At 72.9% G+C, this 19,808-nt stretch carries 14 protein-coding genes and 3 pseudogenes; 13 read left to right on the top strand and 4 right to left on the bottom strand.

Annotated elements, in window-relative coordinates; all coding sequences use genetic code 11:
* Nucleotides 1-687: 687 nt before the first annotated feature.
* Complete coding sequence (locus KPL60_RS22090) at nucleotides 688-1,905, top strand: DUF418 domain-containing protein (protein ID WP_226367070.1); 1,218 nt, start codon at nucleotides 688-690, stop codon at nucleotides 1,903-1,905.
* Here the strand turns inward: KPL60_RS22090 and KPL60_RS33975 are convergent.
* Together KPL60_RS33975 and KPL60_RS33970 are read right to left on the bottom strand one after the other, a co-directional pair.
* A complete protein-coding gene (locus KPL60_RS33975) occupies nucleotides 1,897-2,520 on the bottom strand; it encodes a cation:proton antiporter (protein WP_308016807.1) in 624 nt (207 codons plus the stop codon). The two genes, KPL60_RS22090 and KPL60_RS33975, sit on opposite strands and share 9 nt — an antisense overlap.
* Nucleotides 2,472-3,206: a cation:proton antiporter gene (locus tag KPL60_RS33970; RefSeq protein WP_255656349.1), complete on the bottom strand. Its 735-nt coding sequence runs from the start codon at nucleotides 3,204-3,206 to the stop codon at nucleotides 2,472-2,474. The genes KPL60_RS33975 and KPL60_RS33970 overlap by 49 nt, the downstream gene beginning before the upstream one ends.
* Before the next feature lie 237 nt (nucleotides 3,207-3,443).
* Here KPL60_RS33970 and KPL60_RS22080 point away from each other — a divergent pair, with 237 nt between their 5' ends.
* From KPL60_RS22080 to KPL60_RS22055, 6 genes and pseudogenes are all read left to right on the top strand, one after another.
* Complete coding sequence (locus tag KPL60_RS22080; RefSeq protein WP_226367069.1) at nucleotides 3,444-6,239, top strand: phosphatidylglycerol lysyltransferase domain-containing protein; 2,796 nt, start codon at nucleotides 3,444-3,446, stop codon at nucleotides 6,237-6,239.
* A gap of 11 nt (nucleotides 6,240-6,250) precedes the next feature.
* Complete coding sequence (locus tag KPL60_RS22075) at nucleotides 6,251-7,564, top strand: alpha/beta hydrolase family protein (protein WP_226367068.1); 1,314 nt, start codon at nucleotides 6,251-6,253, stop codon at nucleotides 7,562-7,564.
* 71 nt (nucleotides 7,565-7,635) lie between these two features.
* Nucleotides 7,636-8,283 carry a response regulator transcription factor gene (locus KPL60_RS22070; RefSeq protein ID WP_226367067.1) on the top strand — a complete coding sequence of 216 codons (648 nt, stop codon included), beginning with the start codon at nucleotides 7,636-7,638 and terminating at the stop codon, nucleotides 8,281-8,283.
* Nucleotides 8,284-8,420: 137 nt separating this feature from the next.
* Nucleotides 8,421-9,407, top strand: coding sequence for a sensor histidine kinase (locus tag KPL60_RS22065; RefSeq protein WP_226367066.1), 987 nt, complete (start codon nucleotides 8,421-8,423; stop codon nucleotides 9,405-9,407).
* A gap of 105 nt (nucleotides 9,408-9,512) precedes the next feature.
* A complete protein-coding gene (locus tag KPL60_RS22060; RefSeq protein ID WP_226367065.1) occupies nucleotides 9,513-10,058 on the top strand; it encodes a DUF2076 family protein in 546 nt (181 codons plus the stop codon).
* A 33-nt stretch (nucleotides 10,059-10,091) separates the two neighbouring features.
* Nucleotides 10,092-11,805 (top strand): annotated as a pseudogene (locus KPL60_RS22055) (ABC transporter ATP-binding protein).
* A gap of 344 nt (nucleotides 11,806-12,149) precedes the next feature.
* Here KPL60_RS22055 and KPL60_RS22050 read toward each other — a convergent pair.
* The gene (locus tag KPL60_RS22050) at nucleotides 12,150-13,550 is read right to left on the bottom strand and encodes an IS1380 family transposase (protein ID WP_226365313.1); all 1,401 of its coding nucleotides are present in this window, start codon (nucleotides 13,548-13,550) and stop codon (nucleotides 12,150-12,152) included.
* Nucleotides 13,551-13,829: 279 nt separating this feature from the next.
* Between KPL60_RS22050 and KPL60_RS22045 the strand changes: the two genes are divergently transcribed.
* From KPL60_RS22045 to KPL60_RS22035, 3 genes are read left to right on the top strand one after another with little or no spacing between them, the layout of a single operon-like run.
* A complete protein-coding gene (locus tag KPL60_RS22045; RefSeq protein ID WP_226367064.1) occupies nucleotides 13,830-14,222 on the top strand; it encodes a GntR family transcriptional regulator in 393 nt (130 codons plus the stop codon).
* Nucleotides 14,219-15,082, top strand: a complete 864-nt coding sequence (locus KPL60_RS22040; RefSeq protein ID WP_226367063.1) for an ATP-binding cassette domain-containing protein — start codon at nucleotides 14,219-14,221, stop codon at nucleotides 15,080-15,082. Before KPL60_RS22045 ends, KPL60_RS22040 begins: the two co-directional genes overlap by 4 nt.
* The gene (locus KPL60_RS22035; RefSeq protein WP_226367062.1) at nucleotides 15,079-15,924 is read left to right on the top strand and encodes a hypothetical protein; all 846 of its coding nucleotides are present in this window, start codon (nucleotides 15,079-15,081) and stop codon (nucleotides 15,922-15,924) included. The genes KPL60_RS22040 and KPL60_RS22035 overlap by 4 nt, the downstream gene beginning before the upstream one ends.
* A gap of 41 nt (nucleotides 15,925-15,965) precedes the next feature.
* Here the strand turns inward: KPL60_RS22035 and KPL60_RS22030 are convergent.
* Nucleotides 15,966-16,972 (bottom strand): annotated as a pseudogene (locus KPL60_RS22030) (IS3 family transposase); the annotation flags it as partial.
* Nucleotides 16,973-17,041: 69 nt separating this feature from the next.
* Between KPL60_RS22030 and KPL60_RS22025 the strand changes: the two are divergent.
* The 3 genes and pseudogenes from KPL60_RS22025 to KPL60_RS22015 all read left to right on the top strand — a co-directional run.
* Complete coding sequence (locus tag KPL60_RS22025; RefSeq protein ID WP_226367061.1) at nucleotides 17,042-18,169, top strand: IS30 family transposase; 1,128 nt, start codon at nucleotides 17,042-17,044, stop codon at nucleotides 18,167-18,169.
* Nucleotides 18,170-18,228: 59 nt separating this feature from the next.
* Nucleotides 18,229-19,164, top strand: coding sequence for an IS3 family transposase (locus tag KPL60_RS22020; RefSeq protein ID WP_226367060.1), 936 nt, complete (start codon nucleotides 18,229-18,231; stop codon nucleotides 19,162-19,164).
* A 51-nt stretch (nucleotides 19,165-19,215) separates the two neighbouring features.
* Nucleotides 19,216-19,629 (top strand): annotated as a pseudogene (locus KPL60_RS22015) (transposase); the annotation flags it as partial.
* Nucleotides 19,630-19,808 lie beyond the last annotated feature (179 nt).

Here is a 19,808-nt window from a genome sequence, read left to right as displayed (position 1 = left end):
GCCTGCAAGGCATCACTAGTCAAGCGGTTCGACGCAGATGTGTCGCAGAGCACACATCGCGACCGAAGCGTTGGGAGCGCGGCGTCGGACAGCGTTGCTGGTCAACGGGGTGTCGTCGCCGGCGGGTGAAGACTGGAGAGATGCCGACGGGCAGGTTCCAGCAAACGTCGCAACGATGGTTAGGTGACGGAGGCTAACAACGCCGCGAACACGGCGGCGGGCGGCTGCTCCCCGAGGACCAGCCGGGGTCGGCGGTTGATCTCGCCTCGACAGCGAGGAGGTGCTGGGCATTGTGCCCGTCGAGGGCAGTGCGCTTCGGGAAGTACTGACACAGGAGCCCGTTGGTGTCCTCGTTCGAGCCGCACGGCTAAGGCGAGTGGGGGTCGCAGAAGTGGCCCGGGACCCCCGCGCTCGGCGGTGATGCCGGCGTAGCGGGCCATCTCAGTGCCCTGGTCCCAAGTGATCGAGCGCGCAGCAACGCGGGCGGCAGATCAGCCATCCGTGCGGCGAGAGCACGATGCAGAGTTCGGGCATCGCGGGCGGCCAGAAGCGCCGATCTTGGAACTGTCCCGCTGCCGGGTCACGAGTCGTGGGCGTGTGTCCGGCCGTCGCACCGTCCGGTCGGCGGGGTCGGACCCGCCTGTCACCCGATGCGCGAACCGGGGACCGTCGAGGACCGTGTGGATCATGTCCATACGATCCGATACCCCGAACGAACTCCACACGGCCCGCCTGGTCGGCATCGACGTCGCCCGGGGGCTGGCCGTCTTCGGGATGTTCGCGGCGCACGTCGGGCCGGACCCGTCGGAGGGCGTCGGCGGTCTGCTGACCGAGCTCGCCTCCGGACGGGCGTCCGCGCTCTTCGCGGTGCTGGCCGGGTTGTCGCTGGCGATCATGTCGGGGCGCGCCAGGCCCCTGTCCGGCGCATCGTGGCGTCGTGCCGCGGGCCGGATCGCGATCCGTGGCGCGGTGCTGCTCGTGTTCGGGACCGCGATGACGATGACGGGCACCTCGGTCACCGTGATCCTCGCCTACTACGGGGTGTTCTTCCTCCTCGCGTTGCCCTTCTCCCGGTTGCGGGCCCCGGCGCTCGCCGTCACGGCCCTCGTCGCCGCTGTGGTGGGCCCGGTGCTGTCCTTCGCCGTGCGCCGGGCGGCCGGTGCCCGACTCGACGTCTGGACCGCGAACGACCCCGTCGAGATGATCGGTGGGGAGGGGCTGGTCCGGCTGTTCCTGACCGGCGGCTATCCCGTCTTGACCTGGATGCCGTTCCTCCTCGCGGGGATGGCGCTGGGCCGCGTGGACCTGACCGACGCCCGGACCCGTCTGTGGGTCGGTGTCCTCGGTCCGGTGGCGGCCGTGGTCGGCTACGGCGGGTCCCGGCTCCTGACCCGGCTGTTCGGCGTCACCGAACCGGCGGCCGGGGGCCCGGCCGACGCCGCGATGGACGGAGCGGAGTCCGCATACCCCCCGGGCCCCGACGTGTCGGGCACCTGGCGGGCATCCGGGGTGGTCGACACCGACACCCCGCTCCGTCTGCTCGGCTCGGCCGAGCACACCGGGACCCCGTTCGAGATCCTCGGTGCGACGGGGGTGGCGGTCACCGTCGTCGTGCTCCTGCTGGCGGCCACCGAGCGGTGGCCCGCGATCTGGCGACCGGTTGCCGCGGTCGGCACGATGGGGCTGACCGTCTACACCCTGCACGTGATCGCGATCGGGGTGCTCGGACTCAGCGCCGGGCCGGGCGAACCCGGCTACATCCTGGCGGCCTTCGTCCTCGGGGCGGTCGTGTTCGCGCTGGTCTGGAGCCGGTTCTTCCGCCGGGGCCCGCTGGAGGAGCTGCTGCACCGCGCGACGGCGCCCGCCGCGCTGCTCGGTCGGCCCCGCGAGCGGCCCTCACCCTGACGGGGTACCGGCCGGCGGTCGGACGCGGACCCGCCGACGCCCGTTCCCGGCCGCGGTGAGCCGGTCGATCGCCGGGCTCGACCCGAACCCGTGCAGCAGCACGCTGCCGACCACGCACAGCACCGTGCTGACGATGATCGTGTCGGCCGGCTCGCCGTCGGGCAGGCCGTTGAACGCCAGCAGCCCGAACACGATCGTCGTGGTCCCACGGGGACCGAGCAGGCCGGCCAGGAGCCGCTCCCGGCCGCTCAGGTCGGTCCCGATGAGCGCGAGCAGGACGGGTACGCCCCGCAGCACCGTCAGCGCGAGCAGGCAGAACACCAGGATCGGCATGGTCACCGCGGACAGGAAGTACACCCCGGCGATGCCGACGACGAACCACATCGACGCGGTCAGGAGCGAGGTCGCGTCCTCCAGCAGGGTGAAGTCGCGGGACAGCGCCGCCGACGCACTGCCCGCGGTGTGCTCGGCCTCGACGCCGGACCGCAGCCGGCGGGCGAGCAGGATGCGGTGCACGTAGCGGAACGCGATGCCGCAGACGAACGCCGCGACGAACCCGTTGCCGCTCAGGGCGACCGCCGCCGTGTAGGAGACGAGCGGGGCGAGCAGCACCACGATGCGGCGGCTGCGGCCGTCGGTCCAGCCCGGTGGGAGGCCCGGTCGAGCGCCGCGCCGAGGAGCGTGCCCAGGACGGAACCGACGGCGATCGCGATCAGGGCGTGCGGGACGGCGGTGGACAGGGCGTGGGTCGGGCCGTGCCCACTGGTGGCCGCGCCGCCCGCGAGGGCGAGCGCGAACAGGAACAGCGGGGACACGATCCCGTCGTTGTAGCCACCCTCCACGTTGAGCATGCTGCACATCCGGGCGGGCATCCTGCGGTCGCGCACGACCCGCTCGCTGGAGGCGAAGTCGATCGGCATGACCACGCAGGCCAGCACCAGCAGGACCGGGAACGCCAGGGCCGGGAACAGGAACCCGCCGACGGCGAGGGCGGCCGCGATGCTCAGGGGCATCGCCACCAGCAGCATACGGGCGGCCAGGCCCGGCGCGCTGCCCCACAGCCGCCCGCCGCGGACCTCGGTGGCGTCGACGAACAGCAGCACGGCCAGGATCAGCTCTGGGGCGCGCTGCGCACCGGTGGTGTTGAGGATCGCGCCGACCGAGCTGGTCACGGTCACGCCGACGAGCCCGCCTGCCACCACCATGACGAACGGCGTACCGACGTTCCAGCGCTCCAGTCGGCGCGCGGCGAGCGCGGCGAGGACGGCGGCCGTCGCCGCGGCCAGCAGGGTGGGGATCATCCGGAGCAGCTTCCTCGGCTCGAGCGGGCAGGTCGGATGGCGTGATCGCCGAGCGCGACGGTAGCGACTGCGGCGGCCACGACCGCACCGACGTGACGATCCGGACGTCCCCGCTCTCCGCACCCCGCCGACCGGCGGGTCGACGGGGCCCTGACGGCCCTCCCGGCACCGCTCCCGGGTGGTCCCCCCGGCCGCCGGGCGCGAGCAGCCTGTATCCGGGGCGACGAGAGGGCGGAGATGCGGACCAAGCTCGCACTGCAGACGGCCGGTGCACCGGTGCGCGACGACGACGGCGGGGTGGCACCGACGGCGCCCGCCCGCGCGGCCGGGGACGACCGTCCCCGCCACACACCCGTCCGGACCCTGTCCGCCCTCGTCGTCGCGCTGGCCGCGGTGGCGTGCCTGGTGGAGCTCAGCGCGGCGTTCGCCGACGCCGGGACCGTCGTGGACCGGTGGTTCTGGTTCGTGGGCATCCCCACCGGACCGAGCGTCGTGGTCGGCCTCGCACTGGCCCTGCTGGCCGCGGCCCTGCGCGCCGGCAAACGGGCGGCGTGGCTGGCCCTGGTCTCGTTCCTCGCCCTCGCCGCCGCCGGGGAGCTGGTCCTGGTCCTCGCCGGGGAGGCCGAGCCGGTCGACCTGATCGTCCCGGCCGTGTGGGCGGCCCTCCTCGCGGCACGACGGGGCGAGTTCGCCGCGCACGTCGCCCCCGGGGCACACCGTCGGGCGGCCGCCGTCCTCGTCACGGGTCTCGGCGGGGCGGTCGGGGTGGGCTGGCTGGTGGCGCCGTGGGTCGGTGGAGCCCCCGGGGCGGCCGGGCCCCGCTTGGTGTGGGTGCTCGACCGGTTGACCGGGGGCACCTTCGAGCTGGTCGCGGGCGGCCCGGGCGGTGGCTGGCTGACCCCCGCGCTGGACGTTGTCGGCGGGGCGGTGCTGCTGGGTGCGCTCGCGGTCTTCCTGCGCGGCGCGCGAGCGCACGGCGTCGCCACCGCGGACGACGAGCTGCGGGTGCGTGCGCTCGTCGCCGCCCACGGCGGGCCGGACTCGCTGGCCTGGTTCGCCACTCGCCGGGACAAGCGTGTGGTGTTCGCGCCGGACGGGCGGGCGGCCGTCGCGTACCGGGTCGTCGCGGGCGCGTCGGTCGCGGCGGGCGACCCGGTCGGGTCGGTCGACGGCTGGCCCGCGGCGGTGTCCGCCTGGCTGGCCGAGGCCCACCGGTTCGGGTGGCAGCCCGTCGTCCTCGCCGCGGGCGAGCGGGGCGCCGCGGTGTACCGGCGGTACGGTCTGCGGGTGCGCCGGATCGGGGACGAGGCCGTCGTGGACCTCGCCCGGCTGGCCCGCACCGGCGGCCGCGAGGGCCGGGTCCGGCGCGCGGTCCGGCGGCTGGACGGCGAGGGTTACCGGGTGACCGTCCGGCGGGTCCGCGACGTGCCCGCCGCCGATCTCGACGCGATCGACCGCCGTGCCGAGCGGTGGCGCGACAGCGCGATCGAACGTGGCTTCTCGATGGCCTCGGGGCGGGTGGCCGACCCGTCGGACCCCGACGTCCTGCTGGTCGAGGCGTTCGGTCCGGACGACGTCGCCTGCGGGCTGCTGACCTTCGCGCCGTGGGGTTCGGACGGTCTGTCGCTCGACGTCATGCGCCGGGGGTCGCACGCCCCGGCGGGGCTGACCGAGTTCATGATCGGCAAGCTGGCCGCGGTCGCCCCCACGCTGGGGGTGCGCCGGGCCTCGCTGAACTTCGTCGTGTTCCGGGAGACGCTCGAGACCGGCGCGCGGCTGGGTGCCGGCCCGGGACAGCGGACCCGGCGTACGGTGCTGCGCGGCGTGTCGTCGTTCGTGCAGATCGAGTCCTTGCACCGCTTCAGCCGTACCTTCGAACCCGACTGGGTCCCGCGCCTGCTCTGCTGGTCCGGCGGCGGCGTCCGGGCGGTGGTCGCCGCCGGGGTCGCGGAGGGCTTCCTGCGCCCGAGTGGGGTCGGCCGACGGGCCGCGGCCCGCCGGCGCGACGACCGGTTCCGCGCCCGGGCCCTCGGCATCGGCACCCCGGGGGACACCGCCGGGCGCTCCGCGGAGCGCGCCCGCTCCCTCGCCCTGGCCCCTCTGGTCCGACCGGCCGGAGAGGTCGACGATGTCGCCGCGCTGCAGCACCGCCATGCGGAGCTGGGCCGGGACGTGCGGACCGGGGAGCCCGCGACCGTCGTGGGTCGGGTCCGCGCGCAGCGGACGTTCGGCGCACTCGCCTTCGCCACCCTGCGCTCCGGTCCGGCCCGCATCCAGGTGATCGTCGAGGCCGCCACCGTCGGTCCCGAGACGCTCGCCCGCTGGAAGGACGGCGTCGAGCCGGACGACCTGGTGCTCGTGAGCGGCGAGGTCGTCACCTCGCGGTCCGGGGAGCTGTCGGTGCTGCTCGCGGACTGGCAGGTGCTGGCCGCACCGGTCCGGCCCGGCCGGGCCGATCCGCTCGCCGACGCCGCCGAGCGCACGCTGCTCGCCGCCGGGTTCTCCGAGGTCGCCGTGCCGCCGACCCACCCGGCCCTCCCGGGGGCCCCCGGCCCGGGCCCCGACGGCGCACCCGAGCGCGTGTACCACCTGGAGCGGTCCCCGTCCGGCCCGGTCCTGCACCTGCGAGTGGCCCCGGCCGACGCGGCCACCGCCCGCGGGATCCTCGACACGGTCCTCGCTGACCTCCCCGGGGAACCCGTGCCGGGGCGGACCGGCGTGGTCGAGGACGGGCTCCCGGTGACGGCCGTGCCGCTGGCCCGGCCCCGCGCACGCTCGATCGGGACCGCCGACGCCTGGCGCGTCGTCGTCGACGGGCGGGACGTGGCGGAGGGTGCCGCCGGGCGCACCGACGCCGGGTTCGTGGAGCGGGTCCTCGGCCCGGGGCCGGTCAGCGCCGCGTTCGAACGGGGGGTGCTCCCGTTCGCGACGCTGCGCGCCGACCTGGCCGCGCTCGCCGGGGCCACGATCGAGGGGCCACAGGACGGCCGGACCTCCGCCGACGGCTCCGACGACGACGGGGGCGACCGGTGACTGTCGACCCGATGCCACCGCCGCTGCCGGTGCGCTCGGTGCTCGACCTCCCCCTCGTCGACGGTGGGCTGCCCCTCGCGATCTCGGTCGCCGGCGTCGTCGCGGCGGTGTTCCTCGCGTGGCCGCGTGGCCGGCGGTGGCTCCGCCCGTCCGTGCTCGTCGTCGCCGTGGCGGTCCTCCTCCCGGCGGTGGCCGCCCTCGTGCTGAACGTGCTCTGGCGGCCGACCCCGGACGTGCTCCCCGCCCGGCTGTTCGTCTGGTCGGGAATCGCGATCGCAGCGGTGCTCGCCGCGGCGGTGGCCGTCCGGCGGGGCGGCCGGGCCACCCGGCTGCTCGTCGTCCCAGCGGTGCTGCTGGTCCTCGCGACCAGCGGCGTCAAGATCAACGCGATCTACGGCTACTACCCGACCCCGCGCCCGCTGCTGGGCCTGACCGATCCGAACGCCCTGAACCCGGCGCGGGTCCCCCACCGGACCGGTACCGCCCTTCCCCCGGTCCGGTGGGTCGCGCCCCCCGATCTCCCCGAGCGGGGTGCAGTGCTCGACCTCCCCGTCCCCGCGCCCGTATCGGGCTTCGCGGCGCGCCCCGCCACCGTCTACCTCCCGCCCGCCGCGCTCGTCCCCGGCGCACCGCGACTGCCCGTCCTCGTCCTGGTGGCGGGCCAGCCCGGGGCTCCCCGGGACTGGCTGACCGCCGGGCGGCTCGCCACCGTGCTCGACGTGTTCGCCGCGGCGCACCGCGGGCTCGCCCCGGTCGTCGTCGTCCCGGACGCCACCGGCTCCACGTTCGCCAACCCGCTCTGCGTCAACTCCTCCCGCGGCGCCGTCGAGACCTACCTGCGTCGCGACGTCCCCGACTGGATCCGCGCCCGCTTCGACGTGGACCCGGACCCACGGAGCTGGACCATCGGCGGGTTCTCCTACGGTGGCACCTGCGCCCTGCAGCTCGCCGTGCGCGCCCCCGAGGTCTACCCGGCGTTCCTCGACATCGGCGGGCAGGACGAGCCGTCCCTCGGCACCCGGGACGAGACGGTGCGCGCGCTGTTCGGCGGCGACGACGCCCGGTTCCGTGCGATCAACCCGGCCGACCTGCTGCGCCGGCACCGCTACGACGGGGTGTCCGGCACGGTCGTCGTCGGGTCAGAGGAGGGCGGCGACGTCGTGCGGGCCGCCCGGCTCGTCGATCTCGCCCGGTCGTCGGGGATGCAGGTCCGCCACCTGGTGCTGCCGGGTGGGCACTCCTGGGCGGTGGCGACCGCCGCCCTGCAGCTCGCGCTGCCCGACCGCGCAGCCCGCACCGGTCTCCTCCCGGTGGCGCCGGGATGAGCGATCTCCCGCGCGGCCCCGCGACGGGGTCCAGCACGATGGGGCGGACCGGTGACGAACGGAGCGCAACGATGATCCGCGTGGTCGTGGTGGACGACGAGGCCCTGGTGCGGTCGGGATTCACGATGCTCCTCCAGGCCGCCGACGACATCCGGGTGGTCGCCACCGCGACCGGCGCCGACGCCGAGCGGGAGATCGCGCTGGCCCGGCCCGACGTCGTCCTGCTCGACATCCGCATGCCCGAGGTCGACGGCCTCACCGTCCTCGACCGTGTCCTCTCCGGTGGTTCCCCACCCGTGGTGGCCATGCTCACCACCTTCGACACCGACGAGTACATCGAGGCCACGCTGACCGCGGGCGCGTCGGGCTTCCTGCTCAAGGACACCGATCCCGGGCAGCTCGTGCAGTCGGTGCGGGCGCTCGCCGCGGGCGCGGTCGTCCTGTCCCCCGGCGCGGCCCGCCCGATGATCGGCGGGCGGCTGTCGGCGGACCGCCGCGCCGCCGAGCGGGAGATCGCCGCGTTGACCGACCGCGAACGCGACGTCCTCGCCCTGGTCTCGGAGGGGCTGTCGAACGCCGAGATCGGCCGCGAGCTCTACCTGTCCCCGAGCACGGTGAAGGACCACGTCAGCACCGTCCTGGGCAAGCTGGGGGTCACCAGCCGGGTCCGGGCGGCGCTCGTCGCCCAGCTCGCCGGGCTGGAACGGGACCGCTCGTGACCTCGGCCCGCTCCCGCCGTGACACCCTGCTCGCGGTCGGCGCCGAGCTCGCACTGCTCGCCGCGGCCGCCCTGGACTCGCTGCTGGAGGTCACCGACGCCGACGGTGTCTGACCCTGGGGCTTCGCCGGGGTCGCGTTGCTCGGTCTGCTGCTGCGGCGCCGCCACCCCGGCGTCGGGTTCCTGCTGACGGTGCCGGCGCTCGTGACGTCCTACGCCCTGATCGCCACCCTGGTGGCGCTCTACACCCTGGCCCGGCGCACGCCGGCCCGGGCGGTGGTGATCACGGCGGCCGTCGTGACGACGGTCGGCTCGGTGATCAAGGTGCCGGTCCAGCCGGATCTGCTCGCCGACCGCCAGACCCTGCTCGACCTGGTCTACGGCGTCCTGTCCGGCGCCGGCCCCGCCGCGCTCGGTCAGCTCGTGCAGGCGCAGGCGTCGTTGCGCGACCGGCTGCGGGAGCTGGCCGACTCCTACGAGGTCGAGCAGGGGCTGCGGGAGCAGCAGACCCTGGAACGGGAGCGGAACCGGCTGGCCCGCGAGATGCACGACGTGGTGTCCCACCAGGTCAGCCTGATCGCGGTCCAGGCGGGGGCGCTGCAGGTCGGGGCGGCCGAACAGACCGTCCGCGACGCGGCGCGCACCGTCCGCGGGCTCGCCGTGTCCACACTGGAGGAGCTGCGGCACATGGTTGCGGTGCTGCGTACCCCGGGCGCGGACCGCCAGCCGCTGCAGCCGCAGCCGCAGCCGGGACTCGACGACCTCGACGCGCTGGTCGCGGCCTCCGGGGTCGACGCGACCCTGGAGCGGGACCCGGGGATCGACCTGGAGCAGCACGCTCAGCGCGCGGTCTACCGCACCGTGCAGGAGGGCCTGACCAACGTGCGCAAGCACGCGCCCGGCTCCCAGGTCCTCGTGCGGATCGCTCGCGCGGGCGGCCGGGTCGAGGTGACCGTGCACAACGGCCGGCCGACCGGACGGCCGCTCGGTCTCCCCGGCTCCCGCCAGGGGCTGATCGGGCTGCGGGAGCGCGCCGAGCTCGCCGGCGGGGAGTTCGACGCGGGCCCCGACGACGACGGCGGGTTCCGTCTCGTCCTGCGCCTGCCCGCGCCACGCCTCCCCTGACCTCCCCGACCCCGCCGACCGGCGGGTCCGGCGCACCCGACCGGGGTCCGCGCCCGCCGTACCGGCCGGTGCCGGGACCGGCCGCCGGACGATGGACTGGTCGCCATGGACGCCACCGACCGCCAGCTGATCACCGACCTCGCCGACCGGGTCCGCGCCGCCGCCACCGGCGGGCGCGACCCCGAGGCCGCCGCCCTGATCGACAGTTCCTTCGGCGACCCGCGCGCCGCCGTCTACGTCCTCACCCAGGCCGTCCTGGTGCAGGAGCAGGCGCTGGCCGCCGCGCAGGCACGCGTCGACGAGCTCGAGGCACAGCAGGCCCCGCCCGCCGCCGACCGCGGCGGCTTCATGTCGAACCTCTTCGGCCGCCGCACCGAGCACCCGCAGCCGAACCCGCAGCAGCCGGGGGGCACACAGCAGCCGGCCCAGCAGGCCTGGGCCAACCACCCGGGTGCCGCGCAGCCGGCCGCCCCCGCCGGCGGGGGCGGGAGCTTCATGAAGACCGCAGCCGGGGTCGCGGCCGGCGTCGCCGGCGGCGCCCTGCTCGCCACCGGAGTCAGCGCGATGTTCTCCGAGCCCCCCACCACCCAGGAGAACTCCGCCGCCCCGGCCGAGCAGGGACCCACCGAGGACGACGACTGGGGCTGGTGAGCCACCACCCCACCACGAGGAAGACACCGCACCATGCGTTACCTGCTCCGCCACGCCTCCGAGCACCGCCGGCTGCTGGCCGCCTGCCTGCTGCTGGCGTTGCTCGGCAGCGCCGCCGGCCTGGCCCAGCCCCTCGCAGCGCAGGCGGTCATCGACGCCCTCGGCCGGGGCGGCGCTCTGCTCACCCCGGTCCTGCTGCTGAGCCTGCTCGTCGTCGGCAGCGCCATCGCCCAGGGGGTCAACGCCTACCTGCTCGACCGGACCGGCGAGCACATGGTGCTCCGGATCCGCCGTGAGCTCGCCGCCCGCCTGGTGCGGCTGCGGATCCCCGTGCTCGACGCCCGGTCCCCCGGCGACCTGGTCACCCGGGCCACCTCGGACACCGGGCTGGTCCGCCACGCCGCCACCACCGCGCCCGTGCACCTGGTGAACGGGGCCGTCGGCATCGTCGGCGCACTCGTCCTGATGGCCGTGCTCGACCTGCGGCTGTTCGGGGTGACCGTGGCGGTCCTGGTCGTCGTCGGCACACCGGCCGCGCTCGTGCTGCCCCGCATCCGGCGGGCCTCGGAGGAGGCGCAGGCCGCCGTCGGTGCCGTGGGGTCGAGCCTGGACCGTGCGCTGGGCGCGGCCCGCACCGTGAAGGCGCACGGCGCCGAGCGGCGTGAGCAGTCGGTCATCGACTCCGCGTCCGAGCGGGCCTACCGCGCCGGCGTCGTGCAGGCGCGGTGGGAGGCGGTGGTGCTGGCCGGCGCGGAGCTGGCGCTGCAGGTGTCGTTCCTGGTCGTGCTGGCCGTGGGCGGGGGCCTGGTCGCGACCGGCTCGATGACGGTCGCGACGCTCGTCGCGTTCCTGCTCTACCTGTTCTACCTCGCGAACCCGCTGACGGAGATCACCACGGCCGTCGGTTCGGTGCAGCAGGGGCTCGGGGCCGCACGCCGGCTCGCCGAGGTGGAGACCCTCCCGGTCGAGGACGGCGTCGATCCCCGGGCGGCCCCGTCGGGTCCCTCGCCCGCCCCCGCCGCCCCCGAGGTGGTGTTCGACGACGTGCGCTTCGCCCATCCCGGGCGGCCGGAGGTCCTGGGCGGGGTGCGGTTCACCGTGCCCGCCGGGGCCCGCGTCGCCCTCGTGGGAGCGTCGGGGGCGGGCAAGTCCACGGTGCTCGCACTGCTGCTGCGCTTCCTCGACCCCACGGGCGGCGCCGTCCGCCTGGACGGGACCGACCTGGCGAGGATCCCCCCGCTCCGAGCTGCGCGAGCGGATCGGGCTCGTCGAGCAGGACTCCCCCGTCCTCGACGGGACCCTGCGCGAGAACCTGCTGCTCGGCGCCCCGCAGGCGGCCGAGGAGGAGCTCGCCGAGGTGCTGCGGGCCACGCGGCTGACCGCGCTGGTCGAGCGGCTGCCCCAGGGCCTCGACACCCCGGTCGGGGCACGCGGGGTGACCCTGTCCGGCGGCGAGCGCCAGCGGGTCGCGATCGCCCGCGCGCTGCTGCGGCGCCCGGGCCTGCTCCTGCTGGACGAGGCGACAGCGCATCTCGACAGCGCGACCGAGGAGGCCCTGCACGAGGTGCTCACCGGACGACGGACCGGCAGCACGGTCATCGTGGTCGCCCACCGGCTGCGGACCGTCCGCGACGCGGACGCCATCGTCGTGCTCGACGGCGGCCGGGTCCGGGCCGTGGGGACGCACGAGGAGCTGGTCGCGACCGACGAGCTCTACCGGTCGCTCGCGGCGGCGCAATCCACCTGAGATGCTTCTATGACTGTCAAGCGGCGGTCGGGTGTGGGACTGTCCGGAAGATCGTGTGTGGGCGGTGATCGTCTCTGTCAGTTCAGGGTGATTCGGTTGCCGTAGAACAACTACCTCACCTGAGGTAGGCCCAGGGTCCGCCCGGGAGGATGTCGGTGCCTTCGCCATCAGGTTCGGTGACCGCTGGCCGAGCACCGAGCACTACTGACCCTGGATCCACCGTCGATCTTGAGCCGCCAGGTTGTTGATCTTTTGGGACTGGTAGTGGTGCCGGGGCGCGGGTGAGCCGCCGGACTGTCCGGCTGTTCCACTGGTGTTCTCCGGTCGGCCCTGGTGGGGGGTGGTCAGGACGCTGCGGGGAGGGGGTCGTGCAGAGCGCGGCGGAACAGTTCGTCCAAGCCGGGTTCCCAGGGCCAGTCCCGGGGGAGGTGGACTACCTGTTGGTGCGCGGAGTGCGCGACCCGGGCGGGGGTGACGATGAGTCGTCGGCGCAGGCTCGCGGCGCGTTCACGGGCATGCCGGCCGCCGGCCAGGGCACCGGCGGCGCGGGTGAGGTTATGGGAGATCGCGGCGCAGACCAGCCAGGCGGCGTTCGCGGTGAACACCCCGGAGGGCAGGTGGGCGAGCGGGCCGTTCTTCAGTTCGGCGATGACCTGCTCGATGATGGCGTGGTCACGGTGGGTGGCCTCCGCCGCCAGCATCGGCTCGGGGGTGTCGGTGAACACCGCGTGGTAGCGGTAGACCGCGAACATCTCCGACTGCCCGGCCGTGACGGTGCGGGGGTTGAGACGCCGCACGCGGCGCACGATCAGCCGGGCGGTGACGTGGTCTGCCTTGCGGCGGCCGGTGAACGCGGTGAACGACACTTCGGCGACCTCGGCGTCGGAGATCCAGCGTTGCTCGTCCTGGTCGTAGATCGCGTTCGGGTAGCGGATCGCGGTCCACGCATCGTCGTCGATGCTGCTGATCGCCCTGGTCACGGTCTTGGTGAGTCGGGCGGTGACCGAGAACCGGGCTCCGGCGCGGCGGCAGGTGTTGATGATGTCGTGGCCGTAGTAGGCCGAGTCCGCGCGGACCAGCAGCATCGCGTGGCGGGCGCTGCCGGCACCGATCCGGCGTGCAGTGCCCAGCGCTTCGGCCAGCAGCCGGGGCGCGCCGCGGGCGGAGTTCGTCGCGCCGCGCCGCAGCCGGGTCGCCGCGATCACCGGCGCCGCGGCCGGGGCGGACAGCACCGCGAGCAGCGCGTTCAACCCTTTCACCCCGGTGTAGCCGCGTCCGGCGCCCTGCTTGGCGTACCCGTAGGTGCGGCGCACCGTGTCATCCAGATCGAGGTAGGCGACCTGATCGGCGCTCCTCAGCAGCGGGGTCGCCGCGGCGAGCCGAGCCAGCAGGCGCGCGGCGACGGCGTCGAGTTGGCGGACGTGACCGAAGGTGAACCGGCGCAGGAACGTCCCCAGCGTCGATGGAGCCCGCACCTGGTCGAACACCCGGCCCATGCCGCCGTGGCGCAGCATGTCCATGTCGGTGATCGAGTCCGCCCCGGCGACCATCCCGCCGATCAGCGCGGTGATCTTCGCGGCCGCGTTCGCGGCGCCCGTCCCGGTCAGGGTCAACGTCTCGGCCAGCAGGGACCGCAGCCCGCACCTGGCGGCCAGCGCCATGACCGGGACCAGCCCGACACACGACACGAGATTCGGATCATCGAAGCGCACGCTGATCGCGCGGCAGGCGTGGGATAGTCGCATCCAGCGGATGCCCTTCTCTGCAGGGATCGATGTTGCCGTGGTAAGCACATCTTCCCAGCTCAGAAGGGCATTCGTGTGTCACGACCCGCCCCTACCGGCGCATACCTGCGGTGGATCCAGGCTGACCGACAACGCCGGAACCACCGTTTCTGTTGCAGACCGCGACCGGACGCTGTGGTGGCCGATCGGGCTGACGAGGTTTCATGAACATGCTCCTTGACAAGTGCAGCGCCGCCCTCCACACTTCGGCTATTCACTTAGTTGTTTAGAGGTGGGCGGGTGGAGTTCCGCATCGAGCGCCGGTCGGGGGTGCCGACGTACCTGCAGATCGTCAACCAGGTCACGCAGGCGCTGCGCCTCGGTGCGCTGGCCCCGGGTGACCGGTTGCCGACGGCGAAGGCCGTCGTCGATCAGACCGCAGTCAACCCGAACACGGTGCTCAAGGCCTACCGCGAGCTCGAGCGTCAGGGGCTCGTCGAGCCCCGGCCGGGGGCGGGCACGTTCGTGACGCAGTCGCTGGCACGACCCGGGTCGGCCGCCGACGACGCGCTGCGGGCCGATCTCGAGCAGTGGATGGGCCGGGCCACCGACGCCGGACTCGGCCGCGACGACGTTGACGCGCTCGTCGCCGACGTCCGTGACCAGCACTTCCGCCAGGGAGGACAGAGATGACCGAGCACGTGCTGAGAACCGTCGGGCTGGGCAAGAGCTACCGCAGGCGACGAGCGCTGGACGGGCTCGACCTGGAACTGCCGCGCGGGAAGATCGCTGCGCTCGTCGGCCCGAACGGCGCCGGCAAGACGACGCTGCTAATGCTGGCCACCGGCCTGCTCGCGCCGACCGCCGGGACCATCGAGGTGCTCGGCACCAATCCGGCTCACTCCGGGATGCCCGCCGGCCTGAGCTTCCTCGCTCAGGGCAAACCGCTCTACCCGCGGTTCACCGTCGCGGAGATGCTGCGCGCCGCCGCCACACTCAACGCCGGCACCTGGGACGCCGCCTACGCCGCACGGCTCGTCGCGGCCGCCGAGCTCGCCGACGACCAGCGCATCGGTGACCTCTCCGCTGGGCAGCGGGCCCGGGTCGCGGTCGCCATCGCGCTCGGCCGCCGCCCCGAGCTGCTCCTGCTCGACGAACCCCTGGCCGAGCTCGACCCGCTCGCCCGCACCCGGGTGCTGGGTACGCTGCTGGCCGAGGTCACGGAGACCGGCATGACGGTCCTGATGTCGTCGCACATCCTGACCGAGGTGGAGGACGCCGCCGACCACCTCTTCCTGCTCCGCGACGGCCGCCTCCAGCTCGACGGCGACCTGCCGATCCTGCTCGACGAGCACCGCGTGCTCGTCGGACCGGCAACGGACGCGCCTACCGACCCCGGCGTCGTGCACGCATCGACCTCGGGGCGGCAGCTCACCACACTCGTCCGCGGCGGTGACAAGTGGGTAGGGTTCGACAGCGCCCGGCCCACGTTCGACCAGCTGGTGCTGGGCTACATCCAAGCGCCCGCCACGACCCCGGCAGGTGTCGCGTGATCGCGCTCGTCCTTCGCCGCCAGCGCGGAGCGATCGCCACCGTGGCCAGCGTGGTCGGACTCTGCGCAGCGTGGATCGTGGCACTGGCGAGCGCCAGCTGGCAGACCAGCGGACTGGCCCAGCTCCCGGTCGCGTTCATGCCACTGCTCATCGGCCTGATCACCGGGACGACACTTTTCGCCCGTGAGCTCGACCACGGCGAGCACCTCTTCACCCTCACCCAGAGCGTGCGACGGACGGCGTGGTGGAGTTCGGCGATCGCGGCGGCAGGAGTCCTGACCGCACTCGCCGCGGGCGCACTATCGCTGGTCAGCAGTCTGATAGGGCACCGGCCGCGACCGGCCCTGCTCGATCCGGTGTGGTTCGGGACGTCCGGCAGCGTCGTGATCGCCTACGCCCTGCTGGCCTTCGCCGTCACTGCCACGGTCGGGCTACTGACCAGAAGCACGCTCGCTGCGGTTGTCACCGCCACTGTCGTCCACTTCATGGTGCTGTTTGTCCTGTTCCGGCTACGGGACAGTTACCTACCTCTAGAGGCCGTAACGACTCCCGCTGGCGCCCTCGACTTCAGCACCGTCCCCGACGGCGCCTTCCCGGTGACCCACGAGTACATCAACGGCGCCGGGCGGCCGATCGGCGATGCCGAGATCGACCGGGTCTGCACCGACGGCCTGGACGCGGACTGCGCCCGTCGGACAGATGTCATAGCCACCAGGACCTGGTACCAGACCCCCTCACACTACTGGCCACTCCAGCTGATAGAGACCAGTATCCTGCTTACCCTCAGCGTCATAGTCGTGGCCACCGGCAGAATCGGCTTAAGACAGGCAACCAGACCCTGATCAGACCGGTAAGAGTGAACCGCCCCGGCGTGTCCGGAGAGCTACGGGGTTGAGTGCTCCAGCTCGGGTTGCTCGAGTCGTTGACGGTAGTGGGCGGTCTCCAGCTCGGCTGGAGGGATATCCCCGGCGGTGCTGTGCAGGCGTCGGTGGTTGTACCAGTCGACGTATTCGAGGGTGGCGATCTCGACCTGCTCGACCGTGCTCCACGGACCTCGTGGCTTGATCAGCTCGGTCTTGAACAGCCCGATCGTGGACTCGGCCAGCGCGTTGTCGTCGGCGTCGCCGACCGACCCGACCGACGGTGCGACCCCTGCTGCGGCGAGGCGTTCGGTGTAGGCAAACGAGGTGTATTGCGACCCGGCATCCGAATGTGCGATCAGCCCGGACAGATCGTCATTGCCGCGGCGGCCGCGGGACCAGACGGCTTGCTCGAGCGCATCGAGGACCAGTCCGGTGCGCATGGTCGTTGCTGCACGCCAGCCCAGGATCCGCTGTGAGTAGGCGTCGATGACGAACGCGACGTAGACCATCCCGGACCAGCTCGGGACGTAGGTGAAGTCAGTGACCCAGGTGCGGTTGGGAGCCGGCGGGTTGAAGTTGCGCCCCAGGAGATCCGCCGGCCTGGCCGCCGCGGTGTCGGTCACTGTCGTGCGGACCCGACGCCCACGGCGCGCTCCGACCAGGCCGAGCTCGCGCATCAGCCGTTCGATAGTGCAGCGTGTGACTGCGACACCTTCACGGTTGAGGGCGAGCCAGACCTTGCGGGCGCGCCGTAGACGCCGTAGTTGTCGGCGTACACGCGCGTGTTCTCGACCTTCAGGGCTTCGTCACGGGGGTCCTGGGCGGGTGGGTTGCGGGCGCGAGCGATGGTGTCGTAGTAGGTCGATGGGGCGATCGGGCAGCCGTGCTCAGACAGCACTCTGCAGATCGGCTCGACTCCCCACCGCAGCCCGCCCACGTCCTGGTCGGCGTGGGCGGCGATGAACTTCACCAGCGTGTCGAGGGCCGGTCGAGCTCGGCCGTGAAGAAAGCCGGACTTGGACTCAACCGGTCAGCGCAACACCCTGACGGATAATCATGATAGGGGTGCAGGGTGGTACGACTGGGACGGCCTGGGATGCCCGAGAAGGACCGGGCGGATCTATGGGTCCGATGGGGGCGTGGAGAGACGATCAGCGACATCGCCCGGGCGATCAAGCGGCTGCCGGGATCGGTGTTCACCGTGCTCAAGGGTTCTGGTGGTTATGTCCCGCCGCCTCGCCGGCGCCGGCCGGGAACGCTGACCGCGGCCGAGCGTGAGGAGATCTCTCGTGGCCTGGCTGAGGGCGTGTCGATGCGGGCGATCGCCGGTCGGCTCGGGCGGCCCGCCTCAACTGTGAGCCGGGAGATCGCCCGCAACAAGGGTCGGCGCAAGTATCGGGCGGTCGACGCCGAGGACCGCGCCTGGCGCCGTGCCCAGCGTCCCAAGGTGTGCCTGCTCGCCTGTCGCCCGCTGCTGCGCGGGTTCGTCGCTGACATGCTGGGCGAGGACTGGTCGCCCGAGCAGATCGCCGGGCACCTGGCCAAGCATTACGAGCCGAGCTCGGGGATGCGGGTGTCGCACGAGACGATCTACAAGTCGCTGTTCGTGCAGGCCCGCGGCGTGCTGGCCAAGGACCTGCAGAAGCATCTGCGCTCAGGGCGGCCGATCCGGCGCAACGTGCACAACACCACCAGCGGCCAGTGGCGCTCGCAGATCACCGACGCCGTGTCGATTCGCCATCGCCCCGCCGAGGTCGCCGACCGCGCCGTGCCCGGCCATTGGGAGGGCGACCTGCTACTCGGGCGCGGCACCACGCAGATAGCGACCGTGGTCGAGCGCACCACACGGTTCACGGTGCTGGTCGCACTCGGCGAACGCGACATGCACACCGTCGCCCACCGGCTCAGCCAGCAGATGATTCAGCTACCCCGGCAGCTGCGCCGCTCGCTGACCTGGGACCGCGGCATGGAACTCGCACGCCACAAGATTGTCACCGACCGGACCGGACTGGACGTCTACTTCGCCGACCCGGCCAGCCCCTGGCAACGCGGCACGAACGAGAACACCAACCGACTGCTACGCCAGTACTTCCCGAAAGGCACCCGCCTCGACCATATAACGCAGGCCCAGCTCGACCTCGTCGCGGAACGGCTCGACACCCGCCCCCGCAAGACCCTCGACTTCGACACCCCAGCCGATAGAATCGCGGCAGTGGCGCACTGACCGGTTGAGTCCAAGAGTGCTTTTTTCGCCCAGGAGATGGACCCGACAAGGAAGAAGTGATGAAAGCCGTCGCCGCGCTGAAGGACCGGTTCGGGATCGCCCCGATCCTGAAAGTCCTCGGCGTCGCCGCGTCAACCTACTACGGCTGGCTCGCTCAACAACGTGACCCGTCGCAGCGGCGCCGCGCCGACGCCGAGCTCCTCGAACAGATTCGCGAGATCCACGACCGCTCCGGGGCCACCTACGGCGCTCCACGGGTACACGCCGCCCTGCGCCGCCGCGGACGCCACGTCTCCCGCAAGCGGGTCGAGCGGCTGATGCGCGAACACGGACTGCAGGGCGCGTTCCTGCGCAAACGCTGGCGAGTGGCCTCGACCAGGCAGAACCCGCGCCACACTCCGGCACCGGACCTGGTCAATCGCGACTTCACCGCCGCCGCCCCGGACCGGTTGTGGGTCGCCGATGCCACCCGCATCCCGTGCAGGGAGGGCGTGTTCTGGCTGGCCGCGGTCCGCGACGCCTTCTCCAATCGCATCGTGGGCTGGCGTTGCTCGGACCGCTGCGACACCGACCTCATCCTCGGCGCACTCGAGTACGCGGTCTGGACCCGAAACATCGCCAGCGGACAAATAGTTCATCACTCCGACCGCGGCTCGAACTATACGTCTCTGCGATTCGGGCAGCGCCTGGAAGACCACGGGATTCTCGCATCCATGGGCTCAGTGGGCGATTCCTACGATAATGCGCTCATGGAGAACTTCTTCTCCACGCTCAAGACCGAGCTCGTCTACCGGGAATCGTGGCGGACCCGCGAGGAAGCGGAGAACGAGCTGTTCGCCTACATCGACGGCTGGTACAACACCGAACGCATCCAGGCCCGCCTGGGCTGGCTCTCACCGGATGAGTACAAGGCCACCTGGCACGCCCAGGAGAACATCCTGGACGATCAACCCGCATCACCCGCCGACGGGGCCGACCCGGCCCCAGTCAGCTAACCAGCACTCCGAGCCGGCGGGGGAACCTCAGGGCGAAGAAGGCCCTGACAAGCCCTGACCGAGATCTGGAACGCCGAGGACAAGCGCAGGGCCCTCGCCGCCGTGACCTGTTTCGAAGCCACCTACGGGGCGAAGTTCGGCAAGGCCGTCGCGACGGTCCGCGACGACCTCGACGAACTGCTCGCCTTCTACGACTTCCCCGCCGAGCACTGGCAGCACCTGCGCACCACGAACCCGATCGAGTCCACGTTCGCGACCGTCCGCCACCGCACCCGGATCACCCGCGGACCGGGCTCACGCGCGGCCGGGCTCGCCATAGCGTTCAAGCTCATCAAAGCCGCCCAGGACCGCTGGCGGGCGGTCAACGGACCACACCTTGTTGCCCTCGTCCGGGCCGGAGCCCGCTTCGACGGCGGACGCCTCGTCGAACGACCCGACGACCACACCCAACCCGAAGCCACCTGAAAGATCTTCATCCACAGGTCTTGACGATTGCTCGCCGGTTCACCCGGGACGACGTCCGCGCCCTCGTCGACCGGTGGGCGCAGGCCCCTCTGATGATCTCAGCCCCGGACGGTGCGCACGCCCCGCCGCTGAGGGTGGTGCCCACAGCATCGGAGCGCGCACACGACTCCGCGCCGCCG

It is taken from the genome of Pseudonocardia sp. ICBG162, from assembly GCF_020496225.1.
In the GTDB taxonomy this organism is placed as follows: Bacteria; Actinomycetota; Actinomycetes; order Mycobacteriales; family Pseudonocardiaceae; genus Pseudonocardia; species Pseudonocardia alni.
The sequence above is the reverse complement of the archived record's forward strand: the minus strand, read 5'-3'. Positions and strand labels throughout refer to the sequence as shown.

What these genes read in the sequence shown, in the direction of transcription:
- KPL60_RS22025 (WP_226367061.1), top strand. Translation starts at nt 17,042, where the DNA reads ATGCCCGAGAAGGACCGGGCGGATCTATGGGTCCGATGGGGGCGTGGA.
- KPL60_RS22020 (WP_226367060.1), top strand. Translation starts at nt 18,229, where the DNA reads ATGAAAGCCGTCGCCGCGCTGAAGGACCGGTTCGGGATCGCCCCGATC.
- KPL60_RS22040 (WP_226367063.1), top strand. Translation starts at nt 14,219, where the DNA reads ATGACCGAGCACGTGCTGAGAACCGTCGGGCTGGGCAAGAGCTACCGC.
- KPL60_RS22090 (WP_226367070.1), top strand. Translation starts at nt 688, where the DNA reads ATGTCCATACGATCCGATACCCCGAACGAACTCCACACGGCCCGCCTG.
- KPL60_RS33970 (WP_255656349.1), bottom strand. Translation starts at nt 3,206, where the DNA reads ATGATCCCCACCCTGCTGGCCGCGGCGACGGCCGCCGTCCTCGCCGCG.
- KPL60_RS22060 (WP_226367065.1), top strand. Translation starts at nt 9,513, where the DNA reads ATGGACGCCACCGACCGCCAGCTGATCACCGACCTCGCCGACCGGGTC.
- KPL60_RS22080 (WP_226367069.1), top strand. Translation starts at nt 3,444, where the DNA reads ATGCGGACCAAGCTCGCACTGCAGACGGCCGGTGCACCGGTGCGCGAC.
- KPL60_RS22050 (WP_226365313.1), bottom strand. Translation starts at nt 13,550, where the DNA reads ATGCGACTATCCCACGCCTGCCGCGCGATCAGCGTGCGCTTCGATGAT.
- KPL60_RS22075 (WP_226367068.1), top strand. Translation starts at nt 6,251, where the DNA reads ATGCCACCGCCGCTGCCGGTGCGCTCGGTGCTCGACCTCCCCCTCGTC.
- KPL60_RS22070 (WP_226367067.1), top strand. Translation starts at nt 7,636, where the DNA reads ATGATCCGCGTGGTCGTGGTGGACGACGAGGCCCTGGTGCGGTCGGGA.